Below are 22,164 nucleotides of genomic sequence, written 5' to 3'. Positions count from 1 at the left end.
TCAGGGGTGCACATAGGCTTTAGCGTGACCGATACTTACCTGCATTAGCTGGCTCATATCTTTTACTTTACCGTGCTGATCTCTGAGGTAAGTCATGGCCTGTGCCGGCTGCAGCTTTTTCAGGGTATCACCGTTATATTGGTTCATCCAGCTCATCATGGCCTCATCGGCCTGCTCCAGCTCACTGCTAACCGCCAGTCCTTCTTTCCTGCCTTCTTCGTCTTTAGCCGCTTCAATTTGGGCAGAAACGGCTTTTTTGAGCCGCATCAGCTCACTCATCTGCGGCATGATGCTGTCATGAATGGCCAGAATTTGCTGCTCCAGCCGTCCTACAGAGTCGGTTTCTGCCACGGCCTCCGCAGCATTTCCGTGGTGATGCTGATGCTCTTCCGTTTTTGACTGACAGGCGGTAAAGGCCAGCAGCATGTATAGCAAATGATAGTATTTCATCTCTGTTTCGTTTGTAAAGGCTATAACATTAACGTGATGTGAACCGTCGCCCGGCTGCGGGCTTTCAGCTCGCCGTCGGCCAGTTGCTGCGCCATCGGGTGCTGGTAGGTTGCTCCCACTGAAAACCGCTTTGTATATAGTTCCATGCCCAGATTAGCCATCGTAACATACCCGCCGGTCTGCGTATTGACGACACCATTCCGGTGATCCTGTGCCGCAACTTCAGCATAGACACCTGCATTCGGCATCAGCGTAACCGACGACAGTTCTTTCGCGTAAAAAACAAGACTGTTGGCTGTCAACCGGTTACCGAAGCGGTATTGCTGTGCATTGGTTGTGTTGAGTTTATAGGTAAGATCGGTATTCCAGCCCCACGAACCGGCCCGCATTGAATACAATGCACTGAGCAAGGCATCAATGCTACCCGTCCCCAGCTGAAAATTCGGATTGTTTACCTCACTCAGGTCCGTCTGATCATACCGGAAACGGCCGGTTGGCAGCTTCGCACCGGCGCCCAGCAACAGACTGTGGTTAACGCGGTGTACACGGGTAGAATCCCAGAACGTGTTAAAGATATTGTAGTTGGCCAGCGCCGTAACATCGCCGATGCCTTGCAGCCGGCGAATCGCTCCGGAGCTAACCTCCTCCTGCTGATTGACATAATACGGCGCAAAGGCCATTACCTGTAGCCGCCGGGCCGGATAAAAACGCGCCCACACCTCCGTGGCCCGGAACGTTTCCTTCGTCCGTAAATACTGGCTGTTCAGGTGGGAATCATACGAAGACAGGCGATAGCGTACCCCGACAAACGGCCGGCCAACCTGCGGCATGATCCCGAAATAGGCCCCGCCGTTCGAACACCCGCAAATATCACAGGCAGAACTAACCAGCGGCCACAGTGCCAACGTGAAAATCAATAGTTTTTTCATTTCTGTATGAATTGCGGATTCTTCAGGAACTCCTCGTCCGTAAGCGTTTTGAGAAAAGCAATGATGCTGGCTTTTTCGCCGGCGGTCATCGGAATCCCTAACCGCCCGTTCTGTTTCAGCAGCGGATCGAGGTTCGGGGTTTCGGTAACGCCCTCCGCATAGTGATCCAGTACTGCCTCCAGCGTACGGAAACGGCCGTCGTGCATGTATGGGTATGATACCCCGACATTACGCAGGCTCGGGACTTTAAACGTGTAATTGTCCTGCGGCGCTTCGGTAATCCGGCCCCGGCCTAAATCAGTGCCGAATGCCAGGCTCAGCCCGTTGTTGCGGAACTTATTGTCGGTAAACAACTCGCCGGCGTGGCAGTTCACGCAGCCTTTCTGTACAAACAACTGCTTACCGGCCAGTTCATCGGCGCTCAGGGTGCCGCCTTCATTCCGGACATACTTATCATACCGCGAATTGGCCGAAACCAGCGTCAGCATGTACTGTGACAGCGCCTGAAGAAAACGGGCGGTCGTCACCTCCTCCGTTCCGAATGCCGCTTTGAATTTTTTCGGATACGTACTGTCTTTCCGGAGTTTTTCCAGCACATTATACAGCGTCTCATCCATTTCAAGCGGGTTCTCAATGGGTGCAACCGGCACCAGATCGAGATCAAGTACTCCGCCGTCCCAGAAGAAACTTGTACTCCACGCCAGATTCTGAATCGGCAGCGAATTGCGCGTTCCCACACGGTTGTCGATACCGTGGCTCACATCATGGCCATGATGCGTAAAGGCATTCGGCTGGCTGTGGCACTCGGCGCAGGAGATTGACTTATCACGGGACAATTTAGGGTCGAAAAACAACGTCCGGCCCAATTCGACGCCGGCTGAGGTAATCCGGTTGCGGTCCAGCGCGTAAGCCGGTGCCGGAAAGTTTTTCGGCACGGTAAACGTCGGGGTATCCAGTGAGACCTCAGCTTCTCCGGTGCAACTGCTGATACCGGCCAGCAACGCGCAGACCATCAATCCACGTACTACCTTACCAAGCTTCCCTGTTGTGTGTAGTTTTCCCATACCACATAAAGGGTCCGGAAGACGCCGCGCCTTCCGGACACCTGAGCTGGATTTAGTCGTTATGTACGTGATCGACCACGAACATATTCACGTAATTATCAACAATTGGCTTAGCCAGTGCCGGGCTGTGTACCGTTGGTGTCGCCGCAAAACTAATGGTATTCGTACCGCCCAGTGCTCTGGCGGCATCCACAATCAGATGCACGGTTGGCGTCGTGGTGGTTCGCACCTTAGCGCTTGTGGTGCCCAGCGGCAGCGTAATCTTACGCAGGTTATTTGCCGTTTTGGCGGCCCCCTGAAAACCACCGCCATAACCACCGATATGATACTGGAACGCTTTACTGGAAAGCGTTGACGCGGGCGAGATGCCCTCCAGCTTCATGAAAATATAGCCTGAGTTCCACGACCAGTACATGTTATCCGTCCCGTAGCTACCGGTGTCCAGCCCTCCGGTACGCTCTGTCACCGGTGCCTGGCTTTTCAGGCTGTCAACGCCGACGGTAAAGGCAACTTTTGCATAATTCGCCTGCGGAATACCGGTTAGGGATACATTCAGCGATTTAGGGTCGGCTTCCCGTACCAGATAATAGCTGTTCGGTACTTTCACGACCGTTCCGTCTTCTTTCGTAAGCTCAATATTGCTCACAAAGTAGTTGAAGGTAGTGACCGTAAACGACTCACCGGCCGTGTTTTTATATTGCGCCGTACCGAGGGCCATGTTTGTTCCCCCGACATAGTTGTCGAATTCAAGGGTCAGCCCACCGGTACCGTTCGGGTCAATGCTGTCGACTTCGGTTTTTGAACAGGAAAAAATGGTGACGGCTAATACAGCCGCAACGACAAATGAAAGAATCGATTTCATGGAAATAATTGTCTCCTCCCCTAAGGGGAAATAAAATAAATTACTCATGCTCAGCAGCTAAGCATGAATTATGGATACGTAAAAGGATGATACCGCCGGAATACTGCGGTCATAAAGCACCAAGCAACAGCAGGCTGTTACCGGCTAAACGGGAGACAATTAATAACGGGGAGGCTGAAAGAGATTCAGTAAAGGAGCTGAGTAGCGTTTAAGCAGGTAGAGGACCAGCCAGCTCTTCTGCGTAGTTACGACTGGCGGGGTAAAGGCATCAAACGTAACCGGTGCCTCCCAGAAAAGCTGGAGCCCGGGCAGGTTCTGCACCCGCTCGCTGGTTTCCTTGTCCTGTTTGTCCTGCTGTGCTTTCAGTCGTTTGGCCAGATAGCACTGACCGTTACAATTCATTTGCGGCCGGTCGCGGTTTTCGCACAGCACACGGGCAATGTAGTCCCGGTTTAGCTGAAAACAGGCAATGGTTCCCCACGGACTAACCGTTGGCAGCATAATCGCAAAGAGCAATATGTACACCAGAACCGAACGCACGTTTTTGTAATTTTCCGCAAAGATAATGACTCTTCGCCTTATAGTCTACTAATTTTGATCAGTACAGAGGCATGTTCTTTGCCATAAACCTGGTCTCTGTATGTCAGTGATCATACCGGAAGTATACGTATGCTGCTTTCCGTCATCCAGATTTTGCTTTGTTGTACCCATTTTCATACAACAAACAGATTGTTTACCAAAGTCCCCTCCTCAACGGTTATAGTTACACTTTTTAGACTTTAAACTACTTCTGTAATCCTCTAATAACTTATAGCACAATACCCTAAAACGGTAAAATTTTATATGCATGCTCAGGTATATTGTAAAATAAAATGGCTTATTTAGCTGGAACACTTCTAACAAACTCTGAGTGTATCAATATTTTTGATCAGTTTATGATACGTAAACGTTTACCGTTACTAACGGCCCTTCTGGCCCTTAGCCTGACTATGTCTTCCCGGGCCCAAAACCTGCCTTCGCCCCGGGAGCATTTCGGTTTCAACATCGGCGACGACTATCAGTTAGCCAACTACACGCAAACCGAAGCTTACTTTAAAAAACTTGCTGCTTCAGACCGGTCGAAACTGGTCGACATCGGGATGACCGAAGAAGGTCGCCATCAGTACATGCTCATCGTAACGTCGCCGGAAAACCATAAAAAACTGGACCGTTATAAGGAGATTTCACAGAAACTTGCCCGTGCCGAAGGGATTACCGAAGAACAGGCCCGTGCACTGTCGGCAGAAGGGAAAGCGGTGGTCTGGATCGACGGTGGCCTGCACGCCACTGAAACCGTTGGTACGCATCAGCTGATCGAAACCATGTGGCAGCTGGTCAGCCGTAAAGACCCCGAAACGCTCCGGATTCTCGATAACGTCATTATCCTCTTCGTCCATGCCAATCCGGATGGTCAGGAGCTGGTCAGCAACTGGTACATGCGCGAGTCGGACCCGAAAAAACGGTCACTGGAAAACCTGCCGCGTCTGTACGAAAAATACGCCGGCCACGATAACAACCGCGATTTCTTCATGATGAACCTGAAGGAGTCGCAGAACATGGGGCGTCAGCTCTTTGTTGAGTGGATTCCGCAGATTATGTATAATCACCACCAGCGCGGTCCGGCCGGGTCGGTGCTGGCGGGACCGCCCTACCGCGATCCGTTCAACTACGTCTTCGACCCGATGATGATTACGGGCATCGACGCCGTAGGGGCAGCCATGTATAACCGCCTCAACGCGGAAAATAAGCCGGGCTTTACGCGCCTCAACGGAGCCAGTTTCTCGACCTGGTATAACGGCGGTCTGCGCACAACAACGCACTTCCACAACATGATCGGTCTGTTGACCGAAATCATCGGCGGCCCGACACCGGAAGAAGTACCACTGGTGCCGCAACGCCTCATTCCGAACGGCAATACGCCTTATCCGGTAACACCGCAGAAATGGCACTACAAGCAATCGATTGATTACTCGCTGTCGCTGAACTACTCGGTGCTGGATTATGCCGCCCGTCACCACGACGAGTTGCTGTACAACATTTACCACATGGGTAAAAACTCCATCGACCGTGGCAGCTCCGACTACTGGACCCTGTCGCCGAAACGCGTGGAGGCCATCAATCAGGCCTATCAGGCCGACCAGCGTAAAACGGCGGGGGCTAATGCCGGTGGCGGCAGCGGCGCTGCTGATCCGTTCGGCTGGAGCGGCCGCTCGTCGGGTGTACCGGTGAAGTACTTCGATCAGGTACTGAAAGACCCGGCAACCCGTGATCCGCGCGGATTCATCATCCCTGCCGATCAGGCTGACTTCCCGACAGCCGTGAAGTTTATTAACGCTCTGATCAAAACCGGTATCCAGATTCATCAGGCTACCGGCGAATTTGCGGTAAACGGCAAAAAATATCCGGCAGGCTCGTATGTGGTCAAAACGGCTCAGGCCTTCCGCCCGCACGTTATTGACATGTTTGAACCGCAGGATCACCCGAACGATTTCCAGTATCAGGGTGGCCCGCCGATCCGGCCATACGATGCAGCGGGCTGGACACTGGCCTACCAGATGGGCGTTCAGGTTGACCGCGTGCTGGAAAGCTTCGACGGTCCGTTCAAGGCCCTGCCTTATGGCGAACTGCAGGCACCAAAGGGCACTGTTGACGCATCAGCCAGTGGCGGTTACGTACTGACCAGCCGCTCAAACAACTCGTTTATTGCCGTTAACGACCTGATTGCCTCAGGTATTGAGGTTTACCGGTTACCGAAAGGTGCCGCCGGTCAGGGCAATGTGGAGGCCGGCGCCTTCTTTATACCGGCCGGCAGCAAAGCCAAAGCCGCACTCGATAAGGCCGCCAGCGACCTGGGCGTACATGTGACAGGCCTCAGCAAAAAACCAGCCGGCCTGACGAAAGTCAGCCCGATGCGGATTGCGCTTTGGGACAGCTACGGCGGATCAATGCCGTCGGGTTGGGTGCGCTGGATGATGGAACAGTATCATTTCCCGATGAAGGTGGTTTATGCACAGGATATTGATGCCGGTGACCTGCGGAAGAAATTTGACGTAATCGTTTTCGTAACCCGTGCCATTCCGGCCGTAAGCAGCGGTGCTGCCCGTCCGGCGGGTGGTGACGGCGAGTTTGGCTTTGGCCGTGAGCCGAAAACCGAAGAAATCCCGGCGGAGTTCAGACCATGGATGGGCCGCATTACGGCCGATAAGTCTATTCCGCAGCTGAAGAAGTTCATGGAAGAAGGCGGTAATGTTGTCACAATCGGCAGCAGCACCAACCTGGCGTATCACCTTGGCCTGCCAGTCCGGAATGCGCTTGTCGAAATGACCAACACCGGTCAGGAACGGCCATTACCTGCTGAGAAGTATTACATTCCGGGCAGTATCCTGCGCGTTACACTGGACTCAACGCAGCACGCTACCTGGGGAATGACGACCCAGAGCGACGTTTATTTCGACGCCAGCCCGGTCTTTAACCTGGCACCGGATGCGGTTGCCAAAGGCGACCTGAAACCATTGGCGTGGTTTTCTACCAACAAGCCGCTGCGTAGCGGCTGGGCATGGGGTCAGGCCTATCTGCAGAACGGAGTAACCGCGTTCGAAGCGAAGGTGGGCAACGGCAAACTGCTGGCATTCGGCCCTGAAATCACTTTCCGCGCGCAATCGCATAATACGTTCAAGCTATTGTTCAATCAACTGCTGAACGCAGGAACAGCGCAATAACCAGGACGCTGTAAATGAAAAACGCCCTGACTCTGGTCAGGGCGTTTTTTTTGTGTAGTACAAAAAGACAACGCATCAATCATCATCCTGTTCGCTGACAGGAGGTAGTGCCTGCAAAAATGATGAGTGTGCCACGACAGACATCGCCAGTTCTTTGGCTTCTGTGCTGTCTCCGGCGAAAAGCAGCAGATCAAAATCAGATTTTTGTTTGGGGATCAGGCTGAGGGCTTGTCCGGATTTTAATTTACGGCTACGGTTGTTTTTTTGAGCACTATAGGTATATCGGTTACCAACATACCGAACAATGATCAGATAAAGTTGCATAGAAAATGATCATGATATGCCCGGTTACTCTCCTTTCAGAAAGTAATAGCATAACTAATCCGGGACGCTCCGGAACCGGGTACTCTCCTTACTTGCTTATCTTTTTATGTACAATCCAACCAGGTTTCCCTGCATTTTGGCTGGCTAAAGTTATTTAATGACGTAAAATCACCAACGACAATTGACTAAAAACTTACTGTAAGGCCTCTTCTTGACTATTTGAGTCAAAAGAGTATATATTTGGATACACACTTATCTGAATAGTAACGATGAAACATCCGCTTCTTCCACTCCTTTTTCTTCTTTTTCCTTTTTGTGCGCCGGCCCAGCAACGCTTCCAGCCGTTTGAGGTTGATAAACCCGCTGAACCGCGTGGTGGCCAGGCCATGCTGGATTTATACCTTAAGACCAATCTGCGTATCCCCTTAAAAGCCGAAGCTGATCATGTCAGCGGGCGCGTTTTTTTACAGGCAGTTGTCGAAACCGACGGCCGGCTCTCTGACATTAGTGTGCTGGGAAGTCTTCGCCCCGACTGCGACCGGGAGGCGCTTCGTTTACTGAGCCTTTTCAATGCCTGGCAACCAGCCGAAAAGAACGGCAAACCCGTCAGGCAACAGATCGCCATACCGGTTCTGTTTAAATCGGATCTGCCGGTTTATATCGGGACCGGTGAGCGCATTGATTTTTATGCCAGAGACGGCAGCAGCGTGCCTGAAGATGCCACGCGTGCCATCGTTAAGCGAATTGCGCTTGTCGATAGTCTGGGGTTTCCGACCGGCGATATAACGTTTATGGAGAAGTCCGGCAAACGCTGGAAAAAGATATTGAAAACCCGCTACCGGCAGACTGAGCACGAAGACGGGCCGGCCACCCCTTATGATACGGTTCACGGATTCCGGCAGATAGACTTCATCGGGTATAAGAATAGTATCGACGGCAATAGCTACGGTTTTTATCAGGGTGGAGAACCGGCATTTATGAAGCCTTATGTACGGAATGACTTGCGGGGCGCCCTTTACTATTTTCATCCGAACGGAGTTGTAGCCGAGCGGAGCGTATACAGACCGACCGAAATTGAACAGACCTTCTGGTACCCGAACGGACAGATCCGGGCCGTGGAAACCATGCAGCGGATGGCAAATAAATCCGGAGGACTGAATACAACAGGTCTGGTCAGTCAGTGGGACAGTAATGGCCGGAAACTGGTAACGGATGGTAAGGGTACAGCCGTTTACCACAGCTGGCGGCGTAATCCTGCCACGAAACAGTATACGGTCTTTACCGAAACCGGCAAGGTCGACGATAGCCGCCGGCAGGGCATCTGGAAAGGGACTTCACTGGACGGCTCCTATACCTATCAGGAAACCTACCAGTTCGGGGAAATGATCGACGGCTGGGCCGTTACAGCGGGAGAAGACACGGTCCGCTACACTCAGCTGGAAGTAGATCCCGTCTTTGGTAACGGCCGGAAGGACCTGGCTGAGTTTCTGCTCAAAAATCTCCGCTATCCGGTTAGCGCCATGAGGCCGAATGGCATCAGGGTTATCAATAAAGTTATGGTCAGCTTTTTGGTCAATACCGATGGCAGTATCAGCAATGTAGAAGTAATCGGGCCGGCAGTTTCCGGGCTTGAGGGGGAAATGAGGCGACTGGCGAAACAGACCAGTAAAAAATGGACACCAGGCTATCGGCGGGGCAAACCGGTAACCATGAACTATACATTACCGTTTACCTTCAACTTTCAGGGAGTTCTGGACGACATTCCGCTGGCAGAGCTGCCATTCAGTAAAGCCTCTGAAGAGCTACCATTCAGTAAATCCTCTGAATGGTAGCCTCCAATCCCGTTATGGTTTAAATTCTATGCCGTCTTTTTCATCAGGTGTTACACTAACGTTCAGGACAGTTTGTCCCTGGCTGTTCTTTTTCTGCACGTAGTAATACGTTTTTCCCTGCTGCTTCAGCTCTTCGGCCCGCGCATCACGTTTGAAATTGCTGCCGGGTGTACAGGAGTAGAACCCGCGGTAGTTACCCGATGTCGGGGTGATTGTAAACGTGTGTGCGCTTTCATCAAACTTTACCGAACCCGTAAAGTAGCTGTACGCTTCAGTACGGCAGTTGTAGCTCGTTGTAGCGTTGATAACGTACATGTCAAACTTTCCGTTGGCCTTGAAATCGAAAACCATTCCCTGTTCAAAACCTTTGCCGGCGTAGGTGCCGTTATAATTCCAGAAATCTGTGGCGGAAAACGAGCCGCCATACGTCCATTTTCCCTGCAGACCGGAAGGCGTTGAGCCGCCGCCGCCGTCGGGACCCATCGGGTCAGAAGAGGTTTTACAAGCGACAAACATCATTAATACAGCCAGCAGGCTAAATACTACCTTTTTCATTTTGCGTATTTGTTGGTTTATTTCGACGCAAAGATGGCTGGTCTTTCCGGGCTATGCAGCTGTCCGGTGATTGAACTGCCGGTTTTGAGCACTTAACTGGTATACACCATACATTAACTGCGTTTACCATTGTCCGGATTCTGTCCTTTCGGCCCTACAGACTGGTCTATCCCGGATTTAGTAGTAACTTGCCCCCCATCATTACCCGTTAAACCCACCCCCGACCGGGCAATTTATATTGCTTATTATGATAGGAAATGAGCTCGATTTTTTCCTGAGCATTGGCTATTTCCGTATGAATCAGGATATTTTCACCTGTCAGTATATTCTGGCCGACGATAAAATATGCCCTGTTTACTGGCTGCGTATGCGGCTGGATGACGTTCAGTTCGGTACTAAACAAGCGCGGATTCTGCGGCAAAACAGTATTTTTTCTACAACAGTACGTCCTCTGGTTATTTCAGAAGAGCACGAAGCCCTTTACACCGTTTATCGCAATGCCATCAATTTTGATGCTGCTGCCTCAATCGAAAGCTGTCTCATGAACGGGGCTGAGTCGTCCGTTTTTGATACGTATATCGTTGAAGTACGTGACCGCGGTCAGCTGATTGCCGGCGGTATTTTTGATAACGGAAACGACAGCATTGCCGGAATCATGAATTTTTACCATCCCGATTACCGGAAGTATAGCCTTGGGAAATACCTGATGATGCAGAAAATTCAGTATGCCCGACAGCAACAAAAGGCCTTTTATTACCCGGGTTATATTGCCACAAATTATACGAAGTTTGACTATAAACTATTCCCCTGCGAAGCCGCTACCGAAGTGTTCGATGATAACAGAGACCGGTGGCTACCGTTCTCGTGGGATGCCGTCGCCTGGATTCAGGCAGACCGGTAGTTAGCTTACCGGCAGAATGTCATCCCATTGGGTAGTGTACCGTTTAGAGAGATGCTGCCGGCGATGGTGCCAGCTGGTGTCAAATCCTGCACCGGCCAGCCGCACCCGATCACGTCCGTGGCGGTCATTCAGCTTATCCATCAGCTGCGACAGCGCCATCAGCCGCTCATCCGGCGCATCGGTAAAAAGACTGCCCTGCCGGAACCCGGCCGGTACCAGTCCCGACAGAATTACGCCCACTTTCTGGTAATGATAGCCAAACTGGAAAATGGATTTGAGCGCCGCCTGCGCATAACCGGCGAGCTCCTGCGTACTGGCCGACGGATGCGGCAGCTCAATGGTCCGGCTGTTGTAATACTGTTTCGCAACCTCGCCGGAAGCCGATTTCCGGAAGCGGTTCGTGTGGATAAACACCGTCATAACACCGGCGGCCGACTCCTGCCGGCGCAGCTTTTCGGCCGCGCGGCTCACATGCGTCGTTAAGGCTTCCGACATAGTTGCCAGGTCGGTAATCATGCGTCCGAACGACGGAGCCGAACAAATCGCCTGTTTCGGCGCCGGTTCCGGTTCCATCAGCTTACAGGGCATCCCGCGCAGTTCGTGAGCCAGCCTGAGCCCGTTTACGGTCAGGTGGTGGCTTAGCCATTCATCCGGTGCATTGCGCAGATCCCAGGCCGTTTTGATGTGATTGTGTTTCAGAAATGACGCGTACCGCCGCCCGATTCCCCACAGGTCATCGACCGGAAAATTCCGGAGTACTTCTTCAATCTGCTCTTCTCCGTCGAGCAGGCAGATGCCGCCCGATTGCTTAGCCAGCTTGTTGGCCACTTTAGCCAGTGTTTTAGTAGGTGCGATCCCGATGCCGACAGGCACCCGCTGCCACTGAGCAATCGTCTGCCGGATAGTTCTGGCCAGTTCGGTCAGATCCGGATAGACAGATTCATAGCCGGTCAGGTCCAGAAACGCCTCGTCGATGGAATATACCTCTACATGCTCCACAAAACGGCCGAGGGTTGCCATAATCCGCGCCGACATATCGCCGTAGAGTGTGTAGTTGCTGCTGAATACGGCCACATTATGCTGTTTCAACAACTCCCGGATCTGAAAGTACGGCGCAGCCATTTTGATGCCTAAGTCTTTTACCTCGTCCGAGCGGGCAATGATGTTGCCGTCGTTGTTGCTCAGGACCACCACCGGCTTTCCTTCCAGCGCCGGATTGAAGCTCCGCTCACAACTTACATAAAACGAATTGCAGTCGACTAAAGCGATCATAACGGCGTTAAAGCGGTTTATGGATGACAAAGGTAACGACGCCGAATATTTTGAAATCGTCGCCGGGATGGACGTAAATCGGCTCGTATTTGGTATTTGAGGGCATCAGCACAATCATGTCGCTTTGTGACGGGCCACCAGCAAAGTGGATGCGTTTTACGGTATGCCCGCCATTGTACCAGGCAATGATAATTTTTCCGTCGGCGACTTCCCGTGAGCAATCGACCACCAGCACATCACCGGCTTCGATGCGGTCGCCGGTCATGGAATCAGATGTTACACGGACGAAATAGGTCGATTCGGCGTTGGTTACACAGAGGTCGTTCAGATCGCAGACACGCTCCAGGTAATTATCAGCCGGCGACGGGAAACCAGCCTGTACATACGACGAAAAAAACGGAATCTGAAAGCGGCTTTCAATCGATGCTTTTACGATATCCTCCGCCTCAATGCGGTCGAACTCAGCTAACATAGGCGTAAACTTTGGTACGATGATAACGATTTAGCAGCGGAAGTGCAACCGGACGCCGGCGCATCATTAGAGATCGCGGCCAAATGCCTTATGGCAATAGCTAATCTTATTTTCAGGCCAATCACGTATGTACCGGAGATTTTTTATCGGCATTCTTGCCTGTATCAGTTGGTATAACGCCCAAAGCCAACGGTGTACCGTTGCCAGAGACAGTACTGGTCAGATTACCACCACCTGCCTGGTATCGGGCGACAAAACGCTAAACGAGCAGTATTTTCTCGGCAGTGAATACCGTACCTTTCCCATCTGGCAGCCGGGAACGATGCTACTGGGATCGACCGGCCGCGAAATTCATGGCTCCATATGCTACAACATCTACGCCGGTCAGGTATTTTTCCGGCTGGGTGAAGAAGCGCCGCAACAGGTATTTCCCGACGCATTTACGATAAACGGAGAACTGTATAGTAAGCAGTTGATCAACGGCAGAACCGTTTACTGCCAGCTGCGGTATGCCGGTAAAACAAAACTGATGGAAGCTGTTAGCTGCCGGCTGGAACCGATTACCCCGTCTTTTGACAAAACAGGCGGTATATCGCCCTACAAGGCCTGCTACAAACCACAGACCACGTATTACCTCCAGGCAGGCAACGGCCCTATCAAGCCCGTTTCGCTTACCGGTCCGGCATTACGGGCCGCATTAGCAGAACAGCCGGATGCCGTAGCAGCTCTTGTTCCCGACGATGCTCTCTCACCGGTCAGTGCCGTCAGGATACTGAGCACTTACGACAGCTTACTGACCGCAACGCTGCTTTGTCCGCTGGATGCCAATCCGGATTTTCGACCGATGCTGTACGAGCATATCCGGTACCCTGCCCAACTCTGGAATAAAGGTCTGTGTAGCCGGGTATATATCGGGTTTGACATTAACGCGCAGGGACAAATCAGGCATATCGTGCCGCTAAGCCCCGATAATGTCGGCTACGGGTTTATTCCGGCCGTGACGGGCGCCCTGAAAAAGTTACCGGCGTTTTCGACGGAGTATGCCGGGCGGTATATCCTGCCTGTAGCGTTTACGTACACCAACCTTGCTGTTTCGCAGAGCCGGTCTATTCCGAAACAGCAACTTCCAGCCGGACGCCTCGACAACCGCACTCTGCTTACCGAACTTCAGATACCAATGGTGATCAATAAGCCCGCCCTTGCCGGTGAATTCATGCAGGAGGTTTGGGGCTGGTATAAGTGAGGGACTGAAGGCGGGAAGTTGAGGGAGCCAAGACCGTCCCCAATCTGCTGATTGGATGGCAAACGCCCTGAAGCAACGGGGTGAAAAGCCCGAGAAACAAAAAAGCGAGTCATTGCTGACTCGCTTTTCTTTGTGGGAGTTGAGGGATTCGAACCCCCGACCCTCTGCTTGTAAGGCAGATGCTCTGAACCAACTGAGCTAAACTCCCTTTTTTGTCCCGTCCCGTTGTCGTCGTTCGGGAGTGCAAATATAGGGGGTAAAATTGCCGTTTTGCAAGTCCTGCCTCAAAAAAAATTCAATTATTTTTTCAAAGACAGAACAAATTGCTAATGCTCAGATGGTTATATGAGAAAAAAATTTCTTTTTTTTCTCCGCCTACTCGAAATTGATGTATATCGTGACACCATGTGTCGTTAATCGCCGTATACCCAGAGAGGCCGTATTGTTTGTCGGACGGAACATATTCGGAATACCGTGTGAAAAGCGGATCTCCGGCGAGAATTTGAAATATTCAAAAAACTGCTCAAACCCGATACCATACTCCACCGTAAAATCGGTGGTGTTCGTGCTGAGCCGCGTTGAACCGAATGCTTCTTTCTTCCGGACGTTTGTTTCAATCGCAAATGAACCGCCCGCCAGCAGGTACATCCGCGTGTTGTTGCGGCGCTGTGACTTGTATTTGATCAGCAACGGAATATCCAGCCACGCCGACTCCCGCGTTTCCGAACGGGTTGTCCCGCCGGGGTAGTCGTACTTTACCTCCCGGCTGTAGAGCGAAATCGACGGCGTCGTCCGGATGTCAAATGCATCGGTCATGTAGGCATTTGCCACAAAACCGACCCGGAACGATGTTTTGTTCGGCGAATAAATCCGGCTCGCAGAATCGGCCGTTACAAAGGCATTACTGTACCTTATGTTGAACCGCGTTATGGGAGCCGCGAAGAAAAAACCATAATGAATGATTTTGTCGTCGTAATGCTCCAGATGTTTACGGGTGTACGCGTATCCCTGCGCATGCAGATCTGTAGTCAGCACAAGTGCCAACAGGGCTCCTAAGAGGATTTTTGTCCGATGTAAATAGAGGCAATGCCGAACGTAAGAGGTATCCATTTTGTGTTTGTAAACCCGGCTGCTTTAAAAATGCCCAGAAAATCGGGACCATCAGGAAACGCCTGTACCGATTCCGGCAGATAGCTGTATGCCGATGAATCTTTACTGATCATTCGCCCGATGAGCGGCAGAATCGTATTTGAATAAAAACCGTATAACTGTTTGAACGGAAACGAACGGGGTTTTGAAAATTCCAGCACCACACATACACCACCCGGCCGCGTTACCCGGTGCATATCCGTCAGACCTTTCAACAGGTTTTCGAAATTCCGTACCCCAAAAGAAACGATGACAGCATCAAATACATTGTCTTCAAACAATAATCGTTCGGAATCGCCCATGCGCATCTCGATGATATTGTCGACGCCGCGCTTCTTCATTTTCTCCCGGCCAACCGACAGCATTCCCTCTGAAATGTCAACGCCTACAATTTTTTCGGGTTTCAGCGCCAGCGCTTCCAGCGCAAAATCGCCGGTACCGGTGGCAATGTCCAGGATCTTTTTCGGGGCAAACGGCCGTAAATAGCTGATCGCTTTTTTGCGCCAGTAGATATCGACACCGGCACTCAGTACGTGGTTCAGCAAATCATATTTCGGCGAAATGTTATCAAACATTTCCGCTACCTGCTCCCGCTTCGAAGTAGCTTTATCTTTATAAGGTACAACAGCCATAATACATTGGTGAATCAGCGATTGAGTGATTGTGTGAACAAGTATCCGCACAATCACTCAATCGCACAATCGCTAATTATTAGCAAAGTTACGACGATAACCGTGCGTTTCAGCATAAAGTTTTGGGGTTGCTCCGGGATTGCTTAGATTTCTGTGTCAAAGCCGGACCGCTGTCTTTCAGCTCCTGAAATTCCGGATGTTGTCAACAACTTAACCCGATGCGTCATGAACCCGTTTCTGCTTTCTTCGCTCCTGCTGCTTTCTCTTTCGCCGCCTAAAAAAGTACACAAACTACACCAGCGGATCCTGACACTGGATACACACGCTGATGCACCCATCAACATGATGAAACCGGGCTTCGACGCTGGCAAAGCACATGACGTGAAGACCGATGGTACTCAGATTGATTTTCCGCGGATGAAAACGGGCGGTATGGATGCCATGTTCTTTGCCGTGTATCTGGCGCAGGGACCGCGAACGCCCGAGGGACATGCCAAAGCAAAAGCCGATGCGCTGGCCATATTCGACCGTATCCACAGTGCCCTGAAGCAGTATCCGGAGCTGGCTGAACTGGCCACGACACCCGCCGATGCCTACCGGCTCCAGAAAGCCGGCAAACGGGCGGTGTTCATCGGTATGGAAAATGGTTATCCGGTTGGTCAGGACCTGTCACTGCTGAAAACGTACTACGATCTCGGTTGCCGGTACATTACCCTCTCCCACTTTGCGAACAACGTCATCTGCGACTCTGCTACCGACCCCGATGGTCCGTTACACAACGGCCTGAGTGCCTTCGGCAACGATGTTGTCCGGGAAATGAACCGGCTGGGTATGCTGATCGACGTATCACATATTTCGGATAAATCGTTTTACGACGTACTGGCCCTGTCGAAAGCGCCGGTAATTGCGTCGCACTCCAACGTACGGGCGCTGTGCGACTTTCCCCGTAACATGACCGATGACATGATTAAAGCACTGGCGGCGAAGGGCGGCGTGATCCAGATGAATTTTGTGAGCGATTACCTGCGGAAACCGTCGGAAGCGCACCGGCAGGCACTGACCAAGATCCGGATGGCTAACGTGGGCCGGATTGATGCGCCCAAACTGGAAGCCTGGCAGAAAGCACAGACCGATTCGGTAAAGCAAGTCTATGCCCATGAGCGCGCAACCCTCAAAGACCTCGTCAATCACATCGACTACGTCGTTAAACTGGTGGGCATTGACCATGTCGGCATCGGCAGTGATTTCGACGGCGGCGGCGGCGTGGTCGGCATGGAGGATGTCAGCGAGATCGAAAACCTGACGGCTGAACTGGTCAGCCGCGGGTATTCCGAAAAGGATATTGCTAAAATCTGGGGCGGAAACCTGCTGCGCGTACTAGGGCAGGCAAAGAAAGAATAAGCCATCAGTAACCGCCTCCGGGTTTCCTCTTTTACCATTGAGTCAGACCTTACTTATGAACCGTTCCGAATTCCTGAAAACCTCATTACTGGCCGCCGGGGGCACCCTGGTGGGTAGCGCACTGCCGGCAGCTCCCAGTATTATTACGCCGTTTATCACCCGTCGTCCGCTGGCTAAATTCCGCACGGCGCTGATCGGTACCGGCTGGTGGGGTACTAATATCCTCCGCTGTGCACTCCAGGCCGGCGAATCAACGCTGGTAGCACTCTGCGATGTGGACCAGCGGCAGCTGAAGAAATGCAGCGAAGAAGTCTCTAAACTCACCAGCGACAAGCCAAAGCTATACCGCGATTTCCGTGAGTTACTGAACACCGAAAAACCAGACATTGTCATTGTTGCCACGCCCGACCACTGGCACCCGCTCATTGCGATTGCAGCCATGCAGGCAGGCGCTCACGTATATGTGGAAAAACCCATCGGGCATACCATCAACGAAGGCAAAGCGATGGTGGCTGCGGCGCGGAAATACGGCCGGACGTGTCAGGTAGGCACACACCGCCGTGTTTCGCCCCATAACGTATCGGGTATGGAGTTTTTACGGTCGGGCAAGGCCGGCAAGATTGGGATGGTACGGGCATTTGTTCACTACGGCGGCGGCCCCGGCCAGATAACGCCTGATGAAGAGATTCCGGAAGGACTCGACTGGAACATGTGGTGTGGCCCTGCCCCGCTGCGCAACTACAACCGCACGATTACCCCGCGTGGCTTCCGCAATTACCTCGACTACGCCAACGGTACGCTCGGCGACTGGGGCATTCACTGGATGGACCAGATTCTGTGGTGGACCGAAGAAAAACATCCGCGTAAAATATTCTCGGGCGGTGGCCGCGCCATCCGCCGCGACAATACCGACGCACCGGATCACCAGATTGCTACGTTTGAGTTTGAAAGTTTTACGGCCGTATGGGAGCATCGTCAGTTTGCGGGCAACAATGCCGAAAAAACGCATCCGCAACAGGCCGTCGGCGCCTATTTTTACGGCACCGAAGGTACTTTCCATCAGGGCTGGCTCGACGGCTGGACGTTTTACCCCGTTGATCCGAAAAAGCCGATTATCCATCAGGACGCCAAACTCGACAAACCAGATGATCAGAACATTGCCCTGCTTTGGGCAAACTTTCTGGAATCCATCAAAAGCAGCAAATTACCGGTATCAGACATTGAGACCGGATACCGGTCAACCAATATGGCCTTGTTAGGCATGTTGTCGCTGAAACTCGGACGAAGCATCAACTGGGACGGCAACCAGATTCCGAACGACCCTGAGGCCAATAAACTCCTTAGCCGCGCTTACCGGGGCGAATGGCAGTACCCGACGGTTTAAATTCATGACAGACACAAAAAAGGGAGCCCCGGTCAGGGCTCCCTTTTTTTATCCGGCTACTTGCCGGCCACCGGTACTGTCACCGTCTGCGTGCCGGCTTTCAGGGCAAGGGCTTTGCCTTTCCAGCGCAGCGTTCCGGTTACTCCCTGCGGCAGGCTGACGGTACCTTTCAGGCCACCGGTCGCCGTTTTCTCAAAACGTACGGCAATGTCGCCGGCAGGATGCGGCATTTTCCCTTCTGCAAACTGCAAATTGTTCAGATAGGGCTCAATACGAACCGACCGGAAACCCGGCTCGGCCGGATTGATACCGCATACGGTCGACAAAAACTCGTACAACGGCGAAGCGCTCCACGCGTGGCAATCCGACCGGGTTGGTTCCGGATTCTCGGCAAACGTCGTCAGGCCCATGCCGAGCATGTCGTGCCATGGCTTAAGCTGAGCCAGATACTGGTCGCCCATGCCTGTCTTTTTAATGGCCTGAAACAGGTAGAATTTAAAATAAAACGTGGCTTGAATCAGGCTTTGATCCGTCATCACCTTTTGTAGCAAAGCGGTCTGCTGCGCCACCGGAACCGCATCTGTCAGGATAGCCAGAATATTTGCGTGCTGACTGAAGCTTTTCTTTTCGGGCGTATCGGCCAGCAGACCACGGGCAGCATCCCAGCAGGTTTCGCGAACGGCCTTCTTCATCTGCGCGGCCAACGCCCGATAATGCGCCGCCTTATCATTCTGTCCATAATGACCAAATACGTCAGCTGCCCGCAACAGGGTATAGGCCTGCTGCAAGGTCAGAATGCTGGAACCGCCGGCACGGGCACCCGCCGGTACGCCCCCTGCCGCTTCGCCTTTCGCCTCCCACTTCGACCAGTCAACGAAGTTCCACCACTCAAGCGGGCCGTTCAGGTAGTTTTTGGCTAAACGGTCTTCGTGCCATGCCAGTACGCTGGCCATCCCCGGTAACATGCTTTTAATAAACGCATCGTCCTGACGGTGCATCCAGTAATCATGCACCATACAGACCCAGAACAACGAAAAGGTCGGAATCACCTGAAAGTCAGCGGACGGATAGCGGCTTTGTGTTAAGCCGTCGCTGAACCGGCTGTGGTCGTAATCGGTAATAGCTTTACGCATCAGCCGGTCGTCGCCGGCGACGTAGAGCGAGAGCATAGCCTGAATCCGGGTATCGCCGGTGTATTGCAGTTGTTCATAGTAGGGGCAGTCGTAATAGGTTTCACCGGCACAGAGCCGGGCGGTCCGCCAGCCAACGTTCCAGATATGTTTCAGTGTGGTATCGCTGCTGGCAAATGAGGCTTTTTCTTCGAACGGATAAGCGGTAAAGCGTCCCACCAGATCGTCGAGTACCAGCGGTTCGTCTTTCGTATCAACCGTAATCTGGAGGTAGCGATATGTCCGGAACCAGAGTGGCCGGAACGTGTGCTTACTGCCGCCATCGGCAATAAACTGGTCTTCGAAGCCAATCAGTTTACGCCCCTCAACCTCGTTGCGGTTTCCTTTCTGCCGGTTGTCGTTCATCAGTGCCTCGGCATAGCCCAGTGTAATAGTTGCACCTTTCCCCTTGCTAACCGTCAGTTCCGGATAAGCGTTGGTCAGGTAGCCCTGATCCAGCAGAAACACCGCTTTTGTATTGGCCGGTACGGTAACGGATTCTTTACCCAGCAGAAAATCAACCCGCATGCGGCTGTTTTCGGTCCGCCGAACGGCCGTCAGCCGCTGCGGAACATCCTCCATAACCGGAATCGTACGCGGCATCAGCTGCCAGTTACCGTCGGTTCCCATACCTCTGGGTTTTGCCGTAAACCAAAGCGGTTTAGCCTCGGCCCAGGCCTGGTCATTATAGCCGGGTTGTTCCCAGCCCCACGGGTATTGTTCGCCGGCTACGCGGTCGCCATCACCAGCGACGATATACGTCCGGAGTTTGGCAATATCATTTTTAACCGGCGAATAGGCCATATCCTGAATAACCTTCCAGGACTTATCCGTATTGACTATTTTTTCAGCGTCGGTGTCCCCCTGTAAAATAAACCCGGTCTGAAAACTCATCTGTGCGTACGGAATACCTTCTCCCATATTCCATACCAGAGCCGCCAGCGTGTTCGCCCCTGCTTTCAGAAACGGAGCGAGGTCAATGGTTTCGTAATACCAGTTCTGAAGATCACTACGGGCAGGTCCCATCAGCACAGGATTTCCGTTAACAAACAACCGGTAGCGGTTATCGGCTGACACATGCACTACAAACCGGCCAGGCTTCTGAGGCAGCTCCACCGTTTTCCGGAAGTGATAGACGCCATATGATTTTGCAGGAGCGGTTGGGTGAGTAATCCACTTAGCCGTCCAGTAGTTAGACTGCCAGTAACTATCCGGTATTTTGGTTTGACCAAATGTTACTTGGCAACAAAAATAAATAACAAAAAAAATGTTACGTTTCATATGTCAGACGTATTAATGCATAAATTAGTTGTTACAGTTTTTTCTTAATTCGCATAACTTTAAATATATTTTCCAGCCAATACAGGCTACCAGGTCCCGTAACTAAATAGTAACATTTGATTAAGTAAATATTTGATCTGGTTATCTTATGATCAAACAAAATAGCATGATCATTGATTTACAGGGATGATATACCACTACTCCACACCTCGCCAAAGCACGAAATAAACGGATTCTCCACACTTAATAACTTATGTTACCTTGCTTTTTTCATTAGTAACAGGGAGCTTCTGAGAAAGCATACATGATTTATGAAACATAATTAAACAATGACAAAAGGAGTGCTTGATAATTCTTGCGTTTTTTAATGTCAGTTATAAATCTGATTTACAAGATTTACCGTAAAAACATTTGCAATGGAACCAAACTCAACGCGCATGAAAAACAAGATTCAAATGATTTCAAAAGACAGGGTTAAGCTAACGGTATGTATGACAAAAGTCCCGTTTGATAATTCTTAAATCTTTTGTTGCCGTTTTATCGTTCTTTAGTACAAACGTTTATGTAACAATCCCTAATCACGCACAATTATGAAAAAACTACTAGTCTTCGCGGGCTTGATGGCTACTATTGCCTTTACTACAAGCTGCACACATGAAAATGCACTAAGCCCGATTAGTAATTTCACCCCACAAACAATTGCCGAGAAAGCCTATCCAAATCAGACAGGCGAAGTAAAACAAGCTTTTTTCCGGAATGCTCCGATCAGTTTCCAGCAAATCAACGGAGAATCCGTCTTCCAGAATGACATTATTTTACATGACCATGAGCTGTCTGACGAACCGGTAACAGGCGAAGGGACAGGCAGAACACGTTCTACGGCAAAATGGCCGAACAAAATCGTTTACTACACAATTGACCCTGCCTTACCAAACCCTCAGCGGGTGTATGATGCAATGGCGCATTGGGAGGCTAATACTTCTATCCGGTTTGTAGCCCGTACAACACAACGGGGTTATGTACTGTTCCGGAACAGCAGCGGATGCTCTGCCAACGTGGGCTATTCAGGATCGTTGCAGTATGTTAACCTTGGCAGCGGATGCAGCGTTGGTAACACAATCCATGAAATTGGCCACGCGGTTGGCTTGTGGCACGAGCATACGCGTGTAGACCGTAACAATCATATTACCATCAATTACAGCAATATCGTGACGGGAACCGAGTACAACTTTGACACCTACGCGGCACAGGGATACGACGGTTTCGACTATGGGAATACCCTTGATCTGAACTCGGTGATGATGTACGGTCCATACGATTTCAGCAAAAACGGGCTACCGACCATTACACGGAAAGATGGCTCCTTATTTTCTATCCAGCGAAACGGGTTATCCCCGCTTGACATTGCTACGGTTCAGGCAATGTATCCGTAATTGTTAACGTTAACTGGTTCCCATGCAAATAAAAACGTCTCCGGTCAGTTGAC

Annotated in this window: 19 protein-coding genes and 1 tRNA gene; 7 read left to right on the top strand and 13 right to left on the bottom strand. The window is 51.6% G+C overall.

Going from position 1 to position 22,164, the window contains the following annotated elements; genetic code table 11:
* From AC23NW_RS07425 to AC23NW_RS07405, 5 genes are all read right to left on the bottom strand, one after another.
* Positions 1–450: a hypothetical protein gene (locus AC23NW_RS07425; protein ID WP_487448660.1), complete on the bottom strand. Its 450-nt coding sequence runs from the start codon at positions 448–450 to the stop codon at positions 1–3.
* 20 nt (positions 451–470) lie between these two features.
* Complete coding sequence (locus AC23NW_RS07420) at positions 471–1,379, bottom strand: transporter family protein (protein ID WP_487448659.1); 909 nt, start codon at positions 1,377–1,379, stop codon at positions 471–473.
* Positions 1,376–2,443: a cytochrome-c peroxidase gene (locus AC23NW_RS07415; protein WP_487448657.1), complete on the bottom strand. Its 1,068-nt coding sequence runs from the start codon at positions 2,441–2,443 to the stop codon at positions 1,376–1,378. Before AC23NW_RS07415 ends, AC23NW_RS07420 begins: the two co-directional genes overlap by 4 nt.
* A 52-nt stretch (positions 2,444–2,495) precedes the next feature.
* Positions 2,496–3,305, bottom strand: a complete 810-nt coding sequence (locus tag AC23NW_RS07410) for an MbnP family protein (protein WP_293838281.1) — start codon at positions 3,303–3,305, stop codon at positions 2,496–2,498.
* A gap of 159 nt (positions 3,306–3,464) precedes the next feature.
* On the bottom strand, positions 3,465–3,845 hold the full coding sequence (locus AC23NW_RS07405; protein ID WP_487448656.1) for a hypothetical protein: 381 nt from the start codon (positions 3,843–3,845) through the stop codon (positions 3,465–3,467).
* Between the two features lie 395 nt (positions 3,846–4,240).
* On the opposite strand from AC23NW_RS07405, the gene AC23NW_RS07400 reads away from it, so the two are divergent.
* Complete coding sequence (locus tag AC23NW_RS07400; protein WP_487448654.1) at positions 4,241–7,063, top strand: M14 family metallopeptidase; 2,823 nt, start codon at positions 4,241–4,243, stop codon at positions 7,061–7,063.
* Between the two features lie 75 nt (positions 7,064–7,138).
* On the opposite strand, the gene AC23NW_RS07395 is transcribed toward AC23NW_RS07400, so the two are convergent.
* Positions 7,139–7,387 (bottom strand): hypothetical protein, encoded by a 249-nt coding sequence (locus tag AC23NW_RS07395; RefSeq protein ID WP_293843005.1) that lies wholly within the window; start codon positions 7,385–7,387, stop codon positions 7,139–7,141.
* Positions 7,388–7,656: 269 nt separating this feature from the next.
* Between AC23NW_RS07395 and AC23NW_RS07390 the strand changes: the two genes are divergently transcribed.
* The gene (locus AC23NW_RS07390) at positions 7,657–9,219 is read left to right on the top strand and encodes a TonB family protein (protein WP_487448653.1); all 1,563 of its coding nucleotides are present in this window, start codon (positions 7,657–7,659) and stop codon (positions 9,217–9,219) included.
* A 12-nt stretch (positions 9,220–9,231) separates the two neighbouring features.
* Here AC23NW_RS07390 and AC23NW_RS07385 read toward each other — a convergent pair whose 3' ends face one another.
* Positions 9,232–9,774, bottom strand: a complete 543-nt coding sequence (locus tag AC23NW_RS07385; RefSeq protein WP_293843001.1) for a hypothetical protein — start codon at positions 9,772–9,774, stop codon at positions 9,232–9,234.
* Between the two features lie 247 nt (positions 9,775–10,021).
* On the opposite strand from AC23NW_RS07385, the gene AC23NW_RS07380 reads away from it, so the two are divergent.
* A complete protein-coding gene (locus AC23NW_RS07380; RefSeq protein WP_487448652.1) occupies positions 10,022–10,675 on the top strand; it encodes a GNAT family N-acetyltransferase in 654 nt (217 codons plus the stop codon).
* Here AC23NW_RS07380 and AC23NW_RS07375 read toward each other — a convergent pair whose 3' ends face one another.
* On the bottom strand, positions 10,676–11,947 hold the full coding sequence (locus AC23NW_RS07375; RefSeq protein ID WP_487448650.1) for a Y-family DNA polymerase: 1,272 nt from the start codon (positions 11,945–11,947) through the stop codon (positions 10,676–10,678).
* A 7-nt stretch (positions 11,948–11,954) separates the two neighbouring features.
* Positions 11,955–12,419, bottom strand: a complete 465-nt coding sequence (locus AC23NW_RS07370; RefSeq protein WP_487448649.1) for a LexA family protein — start codon at positions 12,417–12,419, stop codon at positions 11,955–11,957.
* Positions 12,420–12,546: 127 nt separating this feature from the next.
* Here AC23NW_RS07370 and AC23NW_RS07365 point away from each other — a divergent pair, with 127 nt between their 5' ends.
* Positions 12,547–13,662: a hypothetical protein gene (locus AC23NW_RS07365; protein ID WP_487448648.1), complete on the top strand. Its 1,116-nt coding sequence runs from the start codon at positions 12,547–12,549 to the stop codon at positions 13,660–13,662.
* 133 nt (positions 13,663–13,795) lie between these two features.
* Here AC23NW_RS07365 and AC23NW_RS07360 read toward each other — a convergent pair.
* The 3 genes from AC23NW_RS07360 to ubiE all read right to left on the bottom strand — a co-directional run bounded on the left by AC23NW_RS07360 (position 13,796) and on the right by ubiE (position 15,443).
* Positions 13,796–13,870, bottom strand: a tRNA-Val gene (locus AC23NW_RS07360).
* A gap of 167 nt (positions 13,871–14,037) precedes the next feature.
* Positions 14,038–14,697: a type IX secretion/gliding motility protein PorT/SprT gene (gene porT, locus AC23NW_RS07355; RefSeq protein WP_487448647.1), complete on the bottom strand. Its 660-nt coding sequence runs from the start codon at positions 14,695–14,697 to the stop codon at positions 14,038–14,040.
* A 17-nt stretch (positions 14,698–14,714) separates the two neighbouring features.
* Positions 14,715–15,443: a bifunctional demethylmenaquinone methyltransferase/2-methoxy-6-polyprenyl-1,4-benzoquinol methylase UbiE gene (ubiE, locus tag AC23NW_RS07350; protein WP_487448645.1), complete on the bottom strand. Its 729-nt coding sequence runs from the start codon at positions 15,441–15,443 to the stop codon at positions 14,715–14,717.
* Positions 15,444–15,668: 225 nt separating this feature from the next.
* Between ubiE and AC23NW_RS07345 the strand changes: the two genes are divergently transcribed.
* Positions 15,669–16,844 (top strand): dipeptidase, encoded by a 1,176-nt coding sequence (locus AC23NW_RS07345; protein ID WP_487448644.1) that lies wholly within the window; start codon positions 15,669–15,671, stop codon positions 16,842–16,844.
* 55 nt (positions 16,845–16,899) lie between these two features.
* Positions 16,900–18,228, top strand: a complete 1,329-nt coding sequence (locus AC23NW_RS07340; RefSeq protein WP_487448642.1) for a Gfo/Idh/MocA family protein — start codon at positions 16,900–16,902, stop codon at positions 18,226–18,228.
* Positions 18,229–18,284: 56 nt separating this feature from the next.
* Here AC23NW_RS07340 and AC23NW_RS07335 read toward each other — a convergent pair whose 3' ends face one another.
* Entirely contained in the window at positions 18,285–20,678 is a 2,394-nt protein-coding gene (locus AC23NW_RS07335) for a family 78 glycoside hydrolase catalytic domain (protein ID WP_487448641.1), read from the bottom strand.
* Positions 20,679–21,268: 590 nt separating this feature from the next.
* On the opposite strand from AC23NW_RS07335, the gene AC23NW_RS07330 reads away from it, so the two are divergent.
* A complete protein-coding gene (locus tag AC23NW_RS07330) occupies positions 21,269–22,111 on the top strand; it encodes a M12 family metallopeptidase (RefSeq protein WP_487448640.1) in 843 nt (280 codons plus the stop codon).
* Positions 22,112–22,164 lie beyond the last annotated feature (53 nt).

It is taken from the genome of Arsenicibacter sp. R0_47, assembly GCF_057652235.1.
The sequence above is the reverse complement of the archived record's forward strand: the minus strand, read 5'-3'. Positions and strand labels throughout refer to the sequence as shown.

Excerpts from the sequence above, each read along its gene's own strand:
- AC23NW_RS07425 (WP_487448660.1), bottom strand. The coding sequence starts at position 450 with ATGAAATACTATCATTTGCTATACATGCTGCTGGCCTTTACCGCCTGT.
- AC23NW_RS07420 (WP_487448659.1), bottom strand. The coding sequence starts at position 1,379 with ATGAAAAAACTATTGATTTTCACGTTGGCACTGTGGCCGCTGGTTAGT.
- AC23NW_RS07415 (WP_487448657.1), bottom strand. The coding sequence starts at position 2,443 with ATGGGAAAACTACACACAACAGGGAAGCTTGGTAAGGTAGTACGTGGA.
- AC23NW_RS07410 (WP_293838281.1), bottom strand. The coding sequence starts at position 3,305 with ATGAAATCGATTCTTTCATTTGTCGTTGCGGCTGTATTAGCCGTCACC.
- AC23NW_RS07400 (WP_487448654.1), top strand. The coding sequence starts at position 4,241 with ATGATACGTAAACGTTTACCGTTACTAACGGCCCTTCTGGCCCTTAGC.
- AC23NW_RS07395 (WP_293843005.1), bottom strand. The coding sequence starts at position 7,387 with ATGCAACTTTATCTGATCATTGTTCGGTATGTTGGTAACCGATATACC.
- AC23NW_RS07390 (WP_487448653.1), top strand. The coding sequence starts at position 7,657 with ATGAAACATCCGCTTCTTCCACTCCTTTTTCTTCTTTTTCCTTTTTGT.
- AC23NW_RS07385 (WP_293843001.1), bottom strand. The coding sequence starts at position 9,774 with ATGAAAAAGGTAGTATTTAGCCTGCTGGCTGTATTAATGATGTTTGTC.
- AC23NW_RS07380 (WP_487448652.1), top strand. The coding sequence starts at position 10,022 with ATGATAGGAAATGAGCTCGATTTTTTCCTGAGCATTGGCTATTTCCGT.
- AC23NW_RS07375 (WP_487448650.1), bottom strand. The coding sequence starts at position 11,947 with ATGATCGCTTTAGTCGACTGCAATTCGTTTTATGTAAGTTGTGAGCGG.
- AC23NW_RS07370 (WP_487448649.1), bottom strand. The coding sequence starts at position 12,419 with ATGTTAGCTGAGTTCGACCGCATTGAGGCGGAGGATATCGTAAAAGCA.
- AC23NW_RS07365 (WP_487448648.1), top strand. The coding sequence starts at position 12,547 with ATGTACCGGAGATTTTTTATCGGCATTCTTGCCTGTATCAGTTGGTAT.
- ubiE (WP_487448645.1), bottom strand. The coding sequence starts at position 15,443 with ATGGCTGTTGTACCTTATAAAGATAAAGCTACTTCGAAGCGGGAGCAG.
- AC23NW_RS07345 (WP_487448644.1), top strand. The coding sequence starts at position 15,669 with ATGAACCCGTTTCTGCTTTCTTCGCTCCTGCTGCTTTCTCTTTCGCCG.
- AC23NW_RS07340 (WP_487448642.1), top strand. The coding sequence starts at position 16,900 with ATGAACCGTTCCGAATTCCTGAAAACCTCATTACTGGCCGCCGGGGGC.
- AC23NW_RS07335 (WP_487448641.1), bottom strand. The coding sequence starts at position 20,678 with ATGAAACGTAACATTTTTTTTGTTATTTATTTTTGTTGCCAAGTAACA.
- AC23NW_RS07330 (WP_487448640.1), top strand. The coding sequence starts at position 21,269 with ATGAAAAAACTACTAGTCTTCGCGGGCTTGATGGCTACTATTGCCTTT.